At 41.2% G+C, this 18714-nt stretch carries 10 protein-coding genes; all 10 read left to right on the top strand.

Going from position 1 to position 18714, the window contains the following annotated elements:
- Nucleotides 1-38: 38 nt before the first annotated feature.
- The 10 genes from ACT29H_RS01060 to ACT29H_RS01015 all read left to right on the top strand — a co-directional run bounded on the left by ACT29H_RS01060 (nucleotide 39) and on the right by ACT29H_RS01015 (nucleotide 18678).
- Nucleotides 39-3422, top strand: a complete 3384-nt coding sequence (locus ACT29H_RS01060) for a SusC/RagA family TonB-linked outer membrane protein (protein ID WP_444819738.1) — start codon at nucleotides 39-41, stop codon at nucleotides 3420-3422.
- 35 nt (nucleotides 3423-3457) lie between these two features.
- A complete protein-coding gene (locus ACT29H_RS01055; RefSeq protein WP_444819737.1) occupies nucleotides 3458-5251 on the top strand; it encodes a RagB/SusD family nutrient uptake outer membrane protein in 1794 nt (597 codons plus the stop codon).
- Nucleotides 5252-5363: 112 nt separating this feature from the next.
- A complete protein-coding gene (locus tag ACT29H_RS01050; protein ID WP_444819736.1) occupies nucleotides 5364-6944 on the top strand; it encodes a fimbrillin family protein in 1581 nt (526 codons plus the stop codon).
- A gap of 21 nt (nucleotides 6945-6965) precedes the next feature.
- Complete coding sequence (locus ACT29H_RS01045) at nucleotides 6966-8930, top strand: hypothetical protein (RefSeq protein ID WP_444819735.1); 1965 nt, start codon at nucleotides 6966-6968, stop codon at nucleotides 8928-8930.
- A 387-nt stretch (nucleotides 8931-9317) separates the two neighbouring features.
- Nucleotides 9318-10541, top strand: coding sequence for an SGNH/GDSL hydrolase family protein (locus ACT29H_RS01040; RefSeq protein WP_444819734.1), 1224 nt, complete (start codon nucleotides 9318-9320; stop codon nucleotides 10539-10541).
- Nucleotides 10542-10582: 41 nt separating this feature from the next.
- Nucleotides 10583-11377, top strand: a complete 795-nt coding sequence (locus ACT29H_RS01035; RefSeq protein WP_444819733.1) for an SGNH/GDSL hydrolase family protein — start codon at nucleotides 10583-10585, stop codon at nucleotides 11375-11377.
- An 80-nt stretch (nucleotides 11378-11457) separates the two neighbouring features.
- Nucleotides 11458-13641 (top strand): beta-glucosidase, encoded by a 2184-nt coding sequence (locus tag ACT29H_RS01030; RefSeq protein WP_444819732.1) that lies wholly within the window; start codon nucleotides 11458-11460, stop codon nucleotides 13639-13641.
- Between the two features lie 12 nt (nucleotides 13642-13653).
- The gene (locus ACT29H_RS01025) at nucleotides 13654-15447 is read left to right on the top strand and encodes a hypothetical protein (protein ID WP_444819731.1); all 1794 of its coding nucleotides are present in this window, start codon (nucleotides 13654-13656) and stop codon (nucleotides 15445-15447) included.
- 150 nt (nucleotides 15448-15597) lie between these two features.
- On the top strand, nucleotides 15598-17526 hold the full coding sequence (locus ACT29H_RS01020) for a hypothetical protein (RefSeq protein WP_444819730.1): 1929 nt from the start codon (nucleotides 15598-15600) through the stop codon (nucleotides 17524-17526).
- Between the two features lie 30 nt (nucleotides 17527-17556).
- Nucleotides 17557-18678, top strand: coding sequence for a glycoside hydrolase family 88/105 protein (locus tag ACT29H_RS01015; RefSeq protein ID WP_444819729.1), 1122 nt, complete (start codon nucleotides 17557-17559; stop codon nucleotides 18676-18678).
- Nucleotides 18679-18714 lie beyond the last annotated feature (36 nt).

Below are 18714 nucleotides of genomic sequence, written 5' to 3'. Positions count from 1 at the left end.
AGCAGATTTAAATAATAGTAATTTAAACATTCAAATTTATGAAAAAAAACGCGAATTCATTGTGCCTGGAATTTTCCAGGCACAGGAAATTTTTCAGAGCTATTAGAATTAGTTTATTTCTGGCTTTTGTAAGCACACTTCAAATTTTGGCAGGTAATAGTTTTTCTCCGCCGTCACGGCTGACTCTAAAAATGAGAGATGCTACGATAAAAGAGGTGCTATCTCAGATAGAAAAGCAAAGCGGATTTTATTTTCTTTACGATAACGGATTAATTGATGTATATAAGAGAGTTGACATCACTGTTGAGGATAAGGAAATACCTGAAGTTATAGATCAACTATTTGGTAAAGGAAAAATACAGACCATTATTCGCGATGGACATGTCATTCTCTCCCCCGCCAAGGCGCCGGTTGCACCGCAAAGAATAAATATTTCCGGACGGGTTGTTGATTCTGCCGGGGAACCATTGCCAGGGGTATCGGTCGTAGAGAAAGGAACGACCAATGGTACAATCACCAACGGTGAAGGGATCTATAATTTGACAGATTTTTCACCCGATGCCACCCTCGTTTTTTCTTTTATAGGAATGAAAGATCAAGAGGTCGCTGTGGCAGGACAGAGGACCATTAATGTTGTTATGGTTGAAGAAACCATAAGCCTTGATGAAGTGGTTGCAATAGGTTATGGCACAAGACGTAAGTCATCCCTTGCCGGTGCGATTTCAAGTGTCCAGACAAAAGATTTAACAGTAGCTCCTATTTCGTCCGCCTCCAATGCCCTTTCCGGACGTTTGGCTGGTTTGATCACCGTGCAATCGGAAGGTCGACCCGGTGCTGACGCAGCTTCAATAAATATTCGTGGATTTGGTAATCCGTTGGTTATTGTAGATGGTGTGGAAGGAGATTTGAATTTGTTGGATCCTAACTCTATAGAGTCAATTTCTATACTGAAGGATGGTTCTGCTTCTATTTATGGTGCCCGAGCCGGTAATGGAGTGGTTTTGGTAACCACCAAAAGAGGTAATATCTCTAAACCAATTTTTACTTTAAATACCTCTTACTCATTGCAGGGAATAACCAATTTTCCTAAAAAAGTAAGTTCCGGCCAGTATGCCGAGATGCAAAGAGAAGCGCATCTTCAGGCAGGTAAACCGGAAGAAACAGCACCTTATTCGGAAGAAGACATCCGGATGTTTTACGATGGTAGCGACCCACTATATCATCCGAATACCGATTGGTATGATTTATTGATTAGAGATTGGGCTCCTCAGCAGGAACATAATATCTCTGTTCGCGGCGGATCCGATAGAATTAAATATTATGGTTTTTTGGGTTATTTGAAGCAGGAAACCATTTGGAAAAAGAACGGAGGAGATTTTCAGCGTTATAATTTTCAGTCGAATGTGGATATGAAGTTGACCGACAATCTCGACATGAAAATAGATGTTTCTAGTGTGGTCAGAGATCTGAATGAAACCAAACGAAATCAGAGTCGTGATTATCCTGAACTGTGGCAGGATCTGTGGTTTAGTAACCCCATGTATCGTGCAGATTTTCCTGAAAAGGATAAACTTCCTTTTGTGGGCACGAACTACCCTGCTTACGGGGGATCAAACCGGGAAATAGGAGGATATAATGATACCGACTTTCAGAGAGTTGAAGGCCGTTTCTCCTTCAATTACGATTTGGATTTCATTCAAGGATTGTCAGCCAAATATACCTGGCACTATTTAAAGGACTATACCAGACAAAAAACCTTTTATGGTGGCTATGAAATGTGGGAGTATGCCTATGAAGACGATATTTATACGTCTGTGGCAGACACTAGAGGTGAGTCAGCTTTAACATTGAGGAAATCTGAGAGTCAGATTTTAACCTCCCAGTTTTCATTCAACTATGACAGACGGTTTAATGTTGATCACCACTTGACTGTCCTTGCACTATATGAAAGTATCGGTTATAAATCGGACTATCTTTATACCAGACGGAGCAACTTTATTACATCTACATTGGATCAATTGTATGCCGGAGACTCAAGTACTTCGACGAATGACGGAACAGCAAGCGAAATGGGGCGCAAGAGTTTTGTGGGGAGGTTAAATTATTCCTATAAAGACAAGTACCTTTTGGAGGCTATTTTCCGTGCAGATGCTTCTGCGAAATTTCCATCGGATCAAAGATGGGGGTATTTCCCAAGTATTCTTTTGGCCTGGCGATTATCTGAGGAAGGATTTATTGCCAACATGGGACTGTTTGATAACCTGAAATTAAAAGCCAGTTACGGCCAATCGGGGAATGATGGTGTTGGCAACTTTGAATATCTGACTGGTTACTCGTTTAAAGCCAATTATGGATATTATAAATTTGGTTCGGATTACAGCGCAGGATTATATACGACGGGGTTATCAAATCCGAATCTGACTTGGGAAAATATTACATTGTATAATGTGGGCGCTGAGTTTTCGATGTGGAAAAGAAAACTGTACGGAGAGATGGATGTGTTTTATCGTGAACGAGAAGGCATCCCCGGAACCCGCATTCTTTCGCTTCCCAGTACATTTGGAGCCAGTTTGCCTCCCGAGAACATTAACAGTTTAAATAATCGAGGATTTGATTTAAAAGTTGGTACTTCCGGAAAGATGGCAAAATTCACCTGGGATATAAGTGCATTAGTAGCATGGTCCAGAGCAAAATGGATGCATTTTGAAGAGCCTGAGTATGAGGATCCCGATCAAATTAGGATTTCAAAACGTTCTGGAAGATGGACTGACGTCACTTTTGGGTATAAAAGTGATGGTCTGTTTACGAGTCAGGAAGAAATTAACAATTTGGAGTTTGACCAAGACCAGCAAGGAAACAGTAGCTTAAGACCAGGCGATGTTAAATACATTGATGTGAATGATGACGGAGTTCTGAATTGGAAAGACCAGGTAGAGATTGGAAAAGGACAATTGCCACATTGGACGGTTGGTCTCAATACACGATTTACTTATAGTAATTTTGATCTGACTTCTTTGTGGCAAGGCGCTTTTGGCCATTATACATATGTCAATCTTACAACAAATATGTCGAACTATTACGAGTTGCGATGGACCGAAGAGAACAATGATCCAAATGCATTAGTTCCTCGTTTGGGAGGAGCCGGTACCAACGGATACTATTCTGATTATCGATTTAAGAAAGCCGGGTATGTCAGGCTAAAAGCAGCCACGTTAGGGTATACGCTGCCACAAAGATGGGTTGAAAAAGCTAATTTCTCTAAAGTACGTTTATACCTGGCTGGTACGAACTTGTTGACATTTGATAAACTGAGTAAATATGGATTGGATCCGGAGGTCCCTATGCCTACTAGTAGCGGTAATTCAGCCTATTATTATCCGCAACAGAGAACTATTTCTGTTGGTGCGACCATCGATTTCTAGTAGATAATATATTCTAATTATAAAAAATTGGTATCATGAAAAAACTAATATATTATTTCTTATTCATATTTGTCGTGGCCTCTTCGTGCGAAGATGTTCTGGATAAAGAACCATTAGATATTATTTCTGATGCTGCTGTGTGGGAGGATGAGGTACTTATTGACGCCTATCTCACCGGTGCCTATACCCGGATGTGTGTATGGGATAAGGATTCCTGGACAGAGGCTAATGCCCGAACCTGGTGGTACATGGATATAGATGGAATTGCCGATGAAGCTAGTGATAGAGGATTCGGGAGTTGGAAAAGAGGAAACATTAAGGTGAACTCAAATCCTTTGCCTTGGTGGGAAGCTTCCTATAAAATTATTCGAGATCTGAATTTTTTTATTGATCGGGTACCAACTTCTCCGGTAGGAGAGGATTTCAAAACCGACCGGGTGGCTGAAGCAAGATTTATTCGAGCTTATAATTATTTTGCGATGGTGATTCGATATGGTGGCGTGCCATTGATTACAGAGGCCCAAAGTATCGATGACCCTACAGAAGAGCTTTTCCGTTCAAGGGATTCTGAAAAAGCCATTTATGATTTTATCATTTCAGAATGTGATGATATTTTTGATGATCTTCCGTCTGTTAGAACGACAGATTATGGTCGGCCCACCAAATGGGCGGCAGCAGCCTTAAAATGTCGCGCGGCACTTTATGCCGGAAGTATTGCTCAATTTGGGACTCAGCAACTGGATGGATTATTAGGATTTCCTGCATCTGAGGCAGAAGATTATTACCAGAAATCGTATGATGCAGCAACTGCAATAATGAACAGCGGAGTACATTCTTTATTTAACCGATATCCGGAGGATAAGATTAAGAATTTTAAACAATTATTCCTGGAAGACGAAAATGAAGAAGTCATTTTTGCCCGTGTGCATGACGAGAATGTTTCCAATTGGGCTCCCGGCCAGGGATGGTCTCTGGATTTCTTTCAAGGACCAAGACCTAATGCATGGGGAAGTGGAAATATGGGACAACCTTATCTGGAGATGGCAGATGAATTTGAAAATGTCAATGGAACTCCGGGCGAAGCAGCACCCTTGGATAGAGATGCCATTCAACAAGGTTTTTGGACAGGAGAGGAATTATTTGATGGGAAAGAGCCTCGATTTTTTGCCACTCTCTATTATCAAGGAATGCAATGGAAAGGGACTGAACTTTCCTGGCACAAAGGAATCATTCTCCCGGATGGATCAATTCAGGAAACAGGATCTTATCAGGGGTTGAAAACTCTTGGAAATCAGGCCGTGGATTATACCCAGGGCTCGGGTTTTGGTATTATGAAATATTTGGATGAGGATAAGGATGTGAATGGTGAAAGAAATACTTCACCGCAAGACTGGAAGTTATTTCGATACGGAGAAGTGTTGTTGAACTATGCCGAGGCAGCCTTTGAACTCAATAAATTTGACGATGCGTTAAGTGCTATCAACCAAGTTAGAAATAGAGCTGGAGTTGATCCTCTGACAGAAATTGACAGAGGCAAAATCCGTCATGAACGGAAAGTAGAACTGGCCTTCGAAGGCCATCGCTATTGGGACTTACGTCGTTGGAGAACCGCTGTCTATGAATTGACCAGTGGTCCGGACAGAAAATTCAGTGGTTTAAGATATAGACTCGATTACAATACTCGGAAATACAAGGTTATTGTCGTGGAGAACTTAGATGGGACTGTCAATCCGCCGGCTTTTTATGAACGGAATTATTATTTCCCAATCACAACTTCCAGAACAGGGAATAACCCGAATCTCTTAGAGAACCCCGGGTATAATGAATAGTCATTAGTATTAAAAATTTAAAAAGTTGCAAGATGAAACGGGCTATGAGACTATTTCTCACAAAAATATGTTTTGTTTCATCTTGCTATTAAAAAAATAAAATTGAATTCAGATGAAAACTAACATATTTATTTTTTGCTTTTTATTAGCCAATATTGCTTTTTTTTCTTGCGATGACGGTGATGATATTGTTTATGCGCCGACACAGTTTCATGGTGTTATTTCTCAATTTGAGGGCGATGAAAGTAATTCAAACTGGGCAGAGAATGATGAAGTTGGCGTATATATGGTTCCCAAAGGAGAGGAATTAGTTGCTGAAAACATTTTAAGTGGTGCAGATAATAAAAAGTTTGTTTACGATATAAATGGGAATCTTATTCCGCAAGGAGAGGAAATGTACTACCCTACTGATGGAAGCAATGTGGATTTTTATGCCTATTTCCCTTATAACCCATCAACAAGTAACGGTGTCTATCCTGTTGATGTATCGGGCCAAAGTGATCAGAAGAGCATTGATTTGATGCGAGCAGCCATCAAAAATAAAACACAAGAGGATGCCATTATAAATATAAAGTTTGGCTTTCATCATACACTGGCAAAGATTAAAATCAACATAGAAAAGGATATGGATATTGCAGATTTGGATGTTTCCGGTATCCAATTAATGATTGAAGGAATGCCTACTACTGCCGATTTCAATATTGGAACAGAAATCTTTTCAAATAAGGAGAATGTTTCACCAATAGAGATGCGGTCAGTAGAAGCAGGCGTAGCGTATGATGCCTTGGTGATCCCTACTACTGCCAATAGTTTCACAGGTCGGAAAATAACCGTTACTGCACCCGAAGAATTGGAGCTAGAACCGGCATTCTATGAGATTCCTGATGGACTGGCCTTGGTATCCGGAAATAGTTATGAATTTCCTATTACCTTGTACAAAAAGGGAGCTACAAAAATAGTATACAACGTGGGCGATTATTATCCTGATCCTAATGTGGATTTGAATGATCCGGAAGCGAAGGCGCAGATAGAAGGTGTTGTTTTTTGGGTTGATCCCATTAGTGAAGGACGCCATGGTTTGGTGATGAATCTTAAAGACGTTAATACTTCCGGATATGCGCCCGGCACATGGGGAGCTCGTTGGGGCGTTGATGATGTTTTTGAAACCAATCTTATTCCATCAATGGCCAGTGAGGATGATGGAAAGACTGCAACAAAAGATTTAATTGCTGCGCATAAAGACGAGGCGGATTTTTCAACCAATTATGCTTTGTTTGATTATGTTTATACATTCTTGAATAACGGTGACATTGATGGTGTCTGGTATATGCCTTCGTTTAATGAACTTCGTCGAATGATGGCCTTTTCATTTGGAATTGATTATGACGAAGTCCTGGCAGATTGGGATGAAGCCATTCGTACTTCAGCCGGACTGGATGTTATCCCGACGATCCAGTTGGAAGCCAACACACCTGTAGGTGCAAGTCTTGAGGCTAGAACTTTGGTAAACCAAAAACTAGAGGCAGCTGGTGGAAGCAAAGTTCCTGATGACCGAGGACATGCATCAACCACTGAATTGGATAAGGATGCTTCAAAAAACTATGTAGGATTCAAAGGAGTTATTAGTAGAAATGGGCGTTTGTATAAGAGTCGAAAGAATCTGTGCCAATTTAGAGCCATTCGTCAGTTTTAACCTATTATTAGTTTGAATGACATGAATAAAATAAATGATATTAGTATTATCGTTTTATTATTAATGATGACGATGGCATTTTCATCCTGTAAGGATGATGATATCAAGTCTGGTCCGGAACCCGGGGGTGAAACCCCCGGTTCTGTGGACTTGACTCCCTATAAAGAGAGGAAAGCCTGGCTTATCGATGCATTTAAAGACGATATGCTAACCAAAAGCGGGAAGCACGGAATACCCTTCGCCTTAATAAGGCTCGAGAATGATCCTAATGATGAGAAGGCACTTAACTATTTGACTTATGTTGCTGATGGTTATGCTGATATGTTTTATTGGCCGGGGTTAGCACTTGCTCTTCATCGGTATTGGGATAATTTTTCGGATGCGCAAAAATCTCATTTGCAGTCTAAGCTTGAACAATATGGCAGTAGTTTTTTAGGACATGGAACAGAAAATCATGCAAGTATGCTTTGGTGTGGTGGTTATTTGTTGGCACAACTTTTCCCGGATGCTAACTGGTCAAATGGGCAAACTAGTGAGCAACTGATGGCAACACTGAAGAATAATTTAAGCACTACCTTCAAAAACGTATATGCCAAGGGAAATGCAGAGTCTCTTTCTACGACCTATGAGCAAGTTTACAATTTCCCGATAGAAATATTGTATGAATGTGCTGAAGATGCGGATGTGAAAAAAATGGCCGAAGCGATGCTGCTTTATAAATGGGCTTTGATTTCATTGCTCCAATTCGAAGGAACTACAATTGCACCCTATGCCAGAATGAATACGCAACAAGACCATGCGCCTACATATTATTATGTTGCGGGAACCACTTATTATAATTGGTTGCTTTTTGGTTGGGGATCTGCCTCTGATAACGTTAAGTTGGAACAATTCACTAAAAATTATTCGGATGCATCAGAGACCTTATATACAGTTGTGTCTGAAGTGGAAATACCCGAAGTATTTTTTAGAATTGGAATGGATAAGTCTCCCATGACTATTAAGTCATCCATGCCTACTTTTGGCTCGTATGGTTCAGGTGTGCCTCATGCCGTGATGAGAAAAGCCTATAGGGCTGAAAACTTCGCGATAGGGACAGGAAATTTCCGATGGGTACCCGGAGGTGATTTGATGTTTGCGACCAATGGTTTTAATATTTGTTGGAGTTCTGCCGACAGATTTAATTATATAGGCTGTTTTGCTCCCTATTTTTTTACAAAAGGGTCAGGTCCCGACACTTGGGATTTAGGTAATATTTCACCATTTCAGCAAACGGCTCACCATGAGGGAAGTGTGATAACTCTTTTCGATATTCCTCAGGAAGATCCCTGGCCAAATGTTCAGAATCCTATATCAGGTGAAGATTTTTGGGGATGGCGGTCGGCTTACGCTGATGATTTGGTCAAAGTTGGAATGGTTCGTTATCCCAAAACCATGGATGAGGAAATTGAAAAGGAAGGATGGATCTTCTTGCGGGAGGGAGAAGTTTACATCGGCATCAAGCCACTAAAAGATTATACCATTGATAAGACTTCTCCTGATGCCAGTTTGGATGGTTTCAATGTAATCAAGAGTAGTTTTGCAAAAACAGGTTTTGTCTTTGAAGTAAGCGACTCCGAGACTTCCGGCAGTTTTGCGGATTTTCAGACCAAAGTGCTGAGCAATTCCTTGTCTGTTGATTGGGGTGAAATGACTTGTGAGTATACGAATATCAACGGCGACAACTTGTACATTAAATTTCAGGAAGGGTTTCCCCTTGTATCTGTTGCTAACCCGCCATCTACATGGCAATCGTATGGCATTACCGGGATGCATGAGGCTGTGCCTACCGTTGAAGTGAATGGTGTTGCGGATGAATCTTATTCGGAATGGCCATTGCTGGATAGTCCTTATGTTACAATGGATGATGGAATACTTAACATTAATGATGGTACCACAAGCATCAGAGTGATCTGGAAAGGTAGTCTGCCGATTATCTCCAAATAATTTTTTACCGACACTAAATATTCTAAATAGAGAGGGTGTCTAAAAAGTCTAATTTTTGCTCTGTGAATAACTTGTATGAGCTCTGTGCAACAATAAATTAGAGTGTGGGTAATTTAGTATACACAAAGCATTGCACACTTTTTTGGCACCCTCTTATCTAATCGTTTTATTTTTTGGTGGTTGATTTTAATCGCAGTGGTAAAAGGACGCTAATATTTTATGTGGTTATCAATCTATTGGGGTTGCTTTTGCCAATTGTAAATAAAATTGACTTGAGACAGTTGTTTTTTATAAGCTTTGATGGCATTGGTCGGAAATGGAGGTTTTAGAATTCACAATTTGTTAAACCCGATAATTGGTCCGATACCCAAGAAAAGAAAGTAATTTATGAGAACGTATTTATTGGTTTTATTATTATTTATTAGTTACCGTCTTGCTGCACAAGAAGCAGAACTGAAAGCCGATTCGGTTTTGGCTCATTCCAATATTAATCATGCCGATTACCAAGAAATCAGAGGAGGGCTCCAAAATAGTTTTTATCATTTTTCCACCAGCAAAACCAGTCGTGTGGCATTTGTTGGCGGTTCCATTACCGAGATGAAAGGGTGGAAAGAAAAAATTTGTAAGTACCTGACAGAACGTTTTCCGGAAACGACATTTGAATTCATATATGCCGGCATTCCTTCCACCGGGAGTACTGCCGGTGCATTTCGCCTGGTGAATGATGTGTTGTCGAAGGGGAAAATTGATTTACTGTTTGAAGAAGCATCAGTAAATGATGCGGGTCAATCACAGACTCAGGATATTCGTGGGATGGAAGGAATTGTACGTCGTGCTTTAGAGGTTAATCCCATGACGGATGTGGTGTTGATGTATTTTGTTGATCCCAAGAAAATGGATTATTACAATTCGGGACAGATTCCTCCTGCCGTGGAGGCGCATAATAAGGTGGCGGAACACTATCAACTACCTTCTCTCAATCTGGCCAAGGAAATAACCGACCGAATTAATGCGAATGAATTTACCTGGGACGGGGATTTTAAAAACTTGCACCCTTCTCCCTTTGGACATGAATTGTATTTTCAATCCATGTGCTCATGGTTGGAGAATTGTTGGAAAGCAGCCGGCACTCCCTCTGAAAAGAAAGCGCATGTCATTCCATCACAAATGGATCCATACAGCTTTGTGTCCGGATGTTATGTTGATATCCGAAAAGCGAAGCTGTCCAACGGATGGAGGATTGACAAAAATTGGTCTCCCTCAGATAAACTGCCTACACGGAAAGGATTTGTGGATGTTCCCATGCTTATTTCATCCACTCCGGGTGCTGAGATAAAATTTAATTTTAAAGGTACGGCCGTTGGGTTTAGTAATGTTGCCGGTCCTGATGCTGGCATTATTGAGTATAAAATAGATAATGGGGATTTTAAGGAATTAGACCTTTTCTCAAAATTCAGTACCAGGTTGTATTTAAATCAGTTTTTTGTATTGGAAGATGAACTGCCTGCGAAACGTCATCAGTTAATCATCAGAGTGTCTGAAAAGAAGAATGAGAAAAGTAAAGGAAATACTTGTCAGATCGTAAATTTCCTGGTTAACCGCGGCAAATAGAGCGAGTTCCATTAGATCAATAAATTTTAAAATAAATACGGATGAGAAATACACTTTTTATCAACTTTAAAAACATTATGTTTTCCTTGGCGCTACTTCTTATTCTCCAGTCTCAATCTGCAGCACAAAACGTTGAGACGAAGAGTCCTGTTTCGCAAAAAACGATGCAACAGATGGTGGAGGAGTATAAAAAATGGACAAGGGTCAGGGATGACTGGCCAGGTTTGAATCGTTACAGGGAGGCCAATAGTAAACTAGAAAAGCCGCGTAAAAATGAGCAAAGAATTGTTTTTATCGGGAATTCGATCATAGATAATTGGATCAATCTTAGTCCTGAATTTTTTGAAGGCAAATCTTATGTAAATAGGGGGATTAGTGGACAAACCACACCTCAAATATTGGCTAGGTTTCGGGCCGATGTTATAGCTCTGGAACCAAAAATTGTTGTGATTCTGGCCGGAACAAATGATATTGCCGGTAATACCGGTCCTTCAACGTTGGAAATGATTGAAGATAATTATGCCTCGATGACTGAACTGGCAAAGGCCAATGGAATCAGGGTTATTCTTTGTTCTGTTTTACCGGTATATGATTATCCTTGGCGTCGTGGACTTGAACCGGCTGAAAAGATTGCATCACTTAACAAGTGGATTAAGAGCTACTGCGCCAAGCACGATGTTGGATATTTGGACTTTTATTCTTCATTGGTTGATAAACGTAAAGGAATGAAGTATGAATATACCTTTGATGGGGTACACCCCAACAGGGAAGGTTATAAAGTGATGGAGGCGCTTGCAGAGAAAGCGATCGCCAAAAGTGCTAAGAAATTGGACTGAGGCTTAGAAGTTGAAAGTGAATGTAATGCTGTTGAGACAGTAGGGATGCATAGATTTTCTTAACAAAAAAATATTTTGACATGAAACGATCATTCTTTATCGGGTTAATATATTCAATAATTGTGTATTGTGTGTCGGCGCAGGAACCCTCAAAGCCGATCTATCTGGATGATAGTAAGCCGTTGGAGCAAAGGGTTGAAGATGCATTATCTAGGATGACTCTGGAAGAAAAGATTGCAATGGTACATGCTCAATCCAAGTTTAGTTCTGCCGGATGTTCACGATTGGGAATTCCTGAGGTTTGGATGTCCGATGGGCCTCACGGAATTAGACCTGAACCTTTGTGGGACGCATTCAAACCTGCGGGGTGGACCAATGATTCATGTACCGCATTTCCGGCATTGACTTGTCTGGCGGCCACCTTTGATCCTCAATTAGCGTTAGAATATGGGAAAGCTATTGGAGAAGAAGCCCGATATCGGAAAAAGGACATTTTGTTGGGGCCGGGGGTCAATATTTACCGGACGCCTTTAAATGGCCGTAACTTTGAATATATGGGGGAAGATCCCTATCTGGCATCCCGAATGGTGGTCCCATATATTCAAGGCGTTCAGCAAAATGGTGTGGCGGCTTGTCTCAAACATTTCGCATTAAATAATCAGGAACGGTGGCGACATAATATCAATGTGGAAGTAAGCGACAGAGCTCTCTATGAGATTTATCTCCCTGCATTTAAGGCCGGTGTGCAAGAAGGAAACGTGTGGGCCGTAATGGGTGCATACAATTTGTTTCGTGGACAGCATTGCAGTCATCATGATCTTTTATTGAATAAGATATTAAAAAATGAGTGGAGCTTTGATGGCGTTGTGGTCAGCGATTGGGGGGGAGTCTATGATACTGATGAATCAGCTCGTAATGGGTTAGATATTGAAATGGGGACCTGGAGCGATGGCCTGACCAATGGAAGAGCTTTTGCTTATGATGATTATTTTTTGGCTCGTCCTTTTTTGGATAAAATAAAGAGTGGAGAATTACCACAACAGCTGCTCGATGATAAGGTGAGGCGTGTATTGCGGTTGGTTTTTAGAACCAATATGGATCGAAATCGACCCTGGGGGAGCTTTGCAACAGATGCCCACGCCGCTATTTCTCGGCGAATTGCAGAACAAGGGATTGTGTTGCTGAAAAATGAGACTCAATTATTCCCTGTTTCGGTGGGCCAATATGATCGAATTCTTGTCGTTGGCGAAAATGCAGTCAAATCGCTTACTGTTGGTGGTGGATCATCAGAATTGAAAGCGAAAAAGGAAATCTCCCCGCTGGAAGGGCTGATTGAAAAATATGGGGAAAAGACTATTCATTATACTTTAGGTTACACCTCCGAACCACAGAAGTATGATGCTGACTCCCTTAGACAAGTGGCACTTGCTTTAGCAAAGAGTGCTGATTTGGTGATATACATAGGCGGTTTGAACAAGGATCATTATCAGGACTGTGAAGCTTTTGATCGTAAATCGTTTGATTTACCTTATGACCAGAATGATTTAATAGAGCGTTTACTTGAGGTTAACAAGAATACCGGTGTAATAATTATCAGTGGTAATGGGGTTGCCATGCCATGGATCGAGCAGGTGCCTGCACTTATCCAGTCATGGTATTTGGGCTCTCAAGCCGGAAACGCTATGGCAAATGTAATCTCAGGAGAAGTTAATCCCAGCGGGAAACTGCCTTTTACCATACCCAAGAAGTTGGAAGATAATGGAGCAAATTCTTTTGGTCCTTCCGTTTATCCGGGCGACAGTATTAATGTTTATTACAAGGAAGATATCCTTGTGGGTTACAGGTGGTTTGATACAAAAAAGATTGAACCTCAATTTCCGTTTGGTTTTGGTTTGTCTTATACCTCTTTCAATTATGGCAAGTTGACAACTGATAATAAGGAATATTCTAAAACAGATGTGATCAGGTTGTCTTGCAGTATTACCAACACCGGAGGTAAGGATGGCGCGGAAACATTGCAAATATACAGCTCACAGCGGCATCCGTCACTTCCACGTCCCCTTAAAGAATTGAAAGCCTTTAAAAAAGTATCTCTGAAGGCCGGTGAAACGAAAACCGTTTCCTTTACTATACCGGTTAAAGACTTAGCTTTTTTTGATGATGAAAGACATGAGTGGGTTGTGGAGCAAGATCGATTTACTTTATCTCTTGCTACTTCATCGGCCGATATTAGAAGTTCTGTTCGAATAAAAGTGGTTGAATAAAGAAATCTTCACATGATGAAAAAAAATGGGACTTGGATTAGTGTTATAATATTGATTTTTTTGGGTCTTAATTCATGCCAGAACAGTGAGGAATTGGATCATTCATCTTGGGTTGTTATGGATATGGTCCATAACAACCCTGGAGAAGGTTTTACGAAAACCGAGTTTAACGAACCGTCAAAACTACGTGAATATGGCTTCAATGCACAGGTAGTTAATGAATTTCAATCGGTTCATTGCGCTATATCTTTCAACTCGCTGAATGAAAATATTTTTCCGGAGGGTTCAAAAGAGAGAATTTGGATTGATTCATTGGCGAATCGAATAACCAAGCGGATTGACGAGATCCATCAAGAAGGGCTGGAAGCTTATTATTTCATGGATATAATAGTATTACCTCGTCGATTGGTTCAGCTTTATAAAGATGAGATTTGCGATTCTACCGGACGCATTGATTTTACCCGACCCAAAACGCAGGAGATACACCGGATTATGCTCGATGAGGTGTTTGAGCGTTTTCCCGGATTGGACGGACTGGTAATCAGGGTGGGAGAAACCTATCTGCAGAACGTGCCCTATCATACAGGCAATGGTCCGATTCTGCGTGACGAAAAATCATGGATGCATAACACCGACAGTAAAAGCGACGGAGGGGAAGAGATTCATCGCCTATTAATTGATTTGTTACGCGATGAAGTGTGTGAAAAGTTTAATAAGAAGATTTTTTATCGCACCTGGGACTTTGGCTTTTTCCATGTATTGCCTGAATATTATCTCTCTGTGACTGATTCTATTGATCCACATCCCAATTTGTACTTCAGTGTAAAATATGTGAAAGGAGATTATCATCGTACTCTAAAGTTCAACCCAACACTGGGGATTGGAAAACATAAGCAAATTGTTGAGGTCCAGTGCCAACGTGAGTATGAAGGAAAAGGTGCTTATCCAAACTATATTGCCAAAGGTGTTATAGATGGTTTCGAGGAATTACAGAATGATACGGAGATACATAGTCTCAATGGGTTGAAAACGAACCCCAATTTTGCGGGAGTTTGGACATGGTCGCGCGGGGGCGGCTGGGTAGGCCCTTATATTTCAAATGAGTTGTGGTGTGATTTAAATGCCTATTGCCTGTCGCAATGGGCGAACAATCCCAATCGGCCGGAAAAAGAAATATTTGGTGATTATGCCCGTATGCGAGGGTTTGAAGGTGAGAATATCCGACGGTTTCACCGATTGGCTTTGTTGTCGGCAGACGCCATTGTCAGAGGACGGGCTTCCTTGATCATGCCCATCAATCTTTGGTGGACAAGAGATGAATTTATTGGTGGCGAAAATGAATTGACCAATGATTTTAAGGAAATAATCCAGAATGGGCTGGTGGAGGAGATGCTTGACGAAAAGGGTACCAGCGTTGATATCTGGCAAGAGATGGTTGCAATGGCTGATTCATTGAAAGGGAGTGATACACAAACCTTGCATTACATTCGTACTTCAACCCGCTATGGATCTCTTTTGTATGCCATCTATGAGCAGGCCTGGATAATTATGCTAAAAGGACAAGTCGGGGAATCGTCCGGAAACTACGATTACCATGCAATTTCTTCTGCAATAGAGAAATATGATTTGTTGTGGAAAGAATTTATCATCTTGAAAGAGCAAAATCCGGATTGTGCGACCCTTTATCGTCCCTTTGCTTTTAATTATGGTAATCCACCAACTTATTTTGGTGTAGAAGGCTTAAAAAAGACAGTGGACCGATATAGAAACTTAACAGCAAAAATTGAAGCATTAACCAATAAGTGAAGGTGGATGTGTGGGAGAAAAGGAAAAGGATGGAGAAATCTTGACTGTTTATTCTGTCATCAGCCTGACCTAAGGAATAGAGCTTATAAAGGAGGGGGGGTAGGGGCTAGCCTGATTGTTTAAAGACATAAATTCAATTAACAACATTAAATGAGAAAGCTATATTTATTAATCTTATTGTTGATACCTGTTTTTTGTTTTTCTCAGGATTTTTCAAGTTATCAAAAACGGAAGCAATGGGTTTTAGAAGGATTAAAAGATATCACGCTTGCGGAGCATGGTAAACATGGCCTCCCCAAAGCCATTGTTCGATTGGAGTTTAACCCGCATGATGAGGCGGCCCTGACTTACATAACCAATATTTTGGATCATCGACGTCAAACAATGTTTGACTTCCCGGGTGTTGCATTGGCCTTGTGTCGCTATTGGGATAGCTTTAATGCTACTCAGTTAAGGAAAATTAAAAGTAGCCTCGAATATTTGGCAAAAGATGACAAAATAAATGGTGAGGGTTTTCTTGGTCATGGCACAGAAAATCATGCCACAATGATGTGGTGTAGTGCTTATCTGTTTGGTCAGTTGTTTCCCGATGCGCAATGGGCTAACGGGATGACCAGTGATGAGCTGATGGCAGATATGAAGGAGCGATTGCGGAAAACTTTTAAGAATGTTTATAGCCATGGTTATGCCGAATATCTCTCAACAACCTATGAGGTTGTCATGAATAACCCGGTCGAGATGTTGCTGGAATACGCAGAAGATCCGGAAATGAAAGCCATTGCGGAAGCTTATATGCTTTATAAGTGGTCGTTGGTGTCGTTAAATAATTTTGAAGGGAACATTATTGCCCCGTATGGTCGAATGAATACCCAGCAAGACCATTATCCGGATAATAGTTACGTTGCGGCAACCACCTATTATAACTGGCTATTGTGGGGGTGGGGCCCCGCCACCGGAAATGTATTTATCAATAACTTTACCAGGTATCCCGAAACCAGTTATGCCGTCTATACTGCGCTTTCAAGGATAATACCAAGAAATGTTTTTTTTCGGTTGAGTGGCAACAACATGGCACCCATGGAGCTGAAGACCTCCGCATCCACCTTTGGCCATTATGGTTCAGGTATTCCTCATCAGATGATGCGTAAGGTCTATCGGGACAAAACCTATGCTGTCGGTAGCGGAAATTTCCGTTGGGTGCCCGGTGGTGATTATGCCGATCACGACATTAATGGCTTTAATATTGTATATCATAGTGCCGACCGTTTCAATTATTTAGGTTGTTTTCATCCTTACTGGTACAGCGACGGGGATGACAAAATCCATACAGCAGACACTTGGCACAAGGGCAATACTTCTCCTTTTCAGCAATCGGCACATGATAAAAATACCGTCATTGTTTTATTCAATATTCCGGAGAAAGATCCATGGCCGGAGGCTCCTAATGCCGCCAAGTGGGCCTGGCGCGACGGGCATGCCAATGATTTGATAAAAAGGGGAATGGTGCGTTATCCCAAATCAATTGATGAAAAAGTAGAAGAAAAAGGGTGGATTTTTCTTCGTGAAGGAGAAACTTTTATTGGCATAAAACCTTTGAAGAGTTATTATGAACAGGTTGATCTGAAAGGTATTGGACGGGATGGCTTTAATGTTATAAAGAGTGACCACGCAAAAACAGGCTTTGTTTTCGAAGTGGGAACACTTGATGAGTTTAAGAGCTTTGAATACTTTCGAAACAAGTTAGAAAAAAATAAGTTATCCGTCGATTGGGGAAAAATGAGTGTTACTTATGTTGACTCCCAAAATGACAAAATCCAGATTCAATATCGTGGCGGGTTGAATGTTGCACCGGAAAATATTTCATCCGAGTATCTGATTAAAAGGGGAATAACCGGTTTGGCCGAGTCCGTACCTTTTGTGAAGATTAATAACAAGGCAGAGACCGATTATCGGCAATGGCCCATGATTGAAAGCCCGTATATTAATATGGATAACAATGTGCTGTTAATCGATGACGGGACGACCAAAATTAAGGTGGACTGGCAATTGGATTTGCCTGTGATAACCGAAATGAATTAAAGTATTTTTAAACCATTTATACCTGGGAAAATGAGAACAAGACCTTTTCTTATATTGATCATGATGGCATTTCTTGTGTCATGCCAAAGTCATAGCGATTTGAGGCATTTTCCGGAAGGCAAGTCCCCTGAGGAAATAGGCTGCCGTATTGCCGAAAAATTTTTAAGCACCTCACATTCGCTATATGGTAATACCCGTCCATCAGAACCTCCCACGCAAATAACCTATCCCGATGTTTGCGCGTGGCTGGGAGGAATGTGGTTGGCCGAAGCTACCAAGGATACGGCTCTTTTTAGCCGCTTTAAAGCACGTTTTCAGCCTTTGTTTAAGGAAGAAAGAAATATGCTTCCCGTTCCGAACCATGTTGACAACAACGTGTTTGGAGCTGTTCCATTGGAATTATTTCTGGAAACCGGAGAATCGAGATATCTGGAATTAGGTTTAGAATATGCCGATAGCCAGTGGAACTTGCCCGAGGATGCCACCTTACAACAAAGACAATGGAGCGAAAAGGGCTATTCCTGGCAAACTCGTATCTGGATTGATGATATGTTTATGATCACCGCGGTTCAGGCGCAGGCTTTTTTGGCAACGGGTGACAAAAAATATATTGATCGAGCAGCCAAGGAAATGGTTCTCTATCTGGATGAAATACAATTAAAAAATGGTCTTTTTTATCATTCTCCCGAAGCGCCCTTCTGTTGGGGCAGAGGAAATGGTTGGATGGCCGTTGGGATGGCCGAGTTGCTTCGAATTCTGCCGAAGGATAATCCCAACAGGAGCAGTATCATGCAAGGATACCGTAAAATGATGTCTGCATTACTGGAATATCAGGAAACGGATGGAATGTGGCGACAAATTATTGATGATGAGGAAGCCTGGAAAGAGACTTCGGCAACAGCAATGTTTACATATGCAATGATTACCGGCGTAAAAAATGGATGGCTAAATAAAGACACATATGGTGCTGCTGCGCGAAAAGGGTGGTTAGCCTTAACCAACTACATCAACGACGATGATGAATTGACAGAGGTGTGTGCCGGAACAAATATCAAAAACAGTCGGGACCATTATATGAACCGGCCTCGTATCGTTGGTGATTTGCATGGTCAAGCTCCTTTGCTGTGGTGTGCTGCTGCTTTATTGAGATAAGGTTTGTCGAGCTTTTGTCTCAATACGGATGCATAA

The sequence above is a fragment of the Thermophagus sp. OGC60D27 genome, assembly GCF_052400625.1.
GTDB lineage: Bacteria > Bacteroidota > Bacteroidia > Bacteroidales > Marinilabiliaceae > Thermophagus.
Note: the sequence above shows the minus strand (reverse complement) of the source record. Positions and strands in the feature narration are given on the sequence as shown.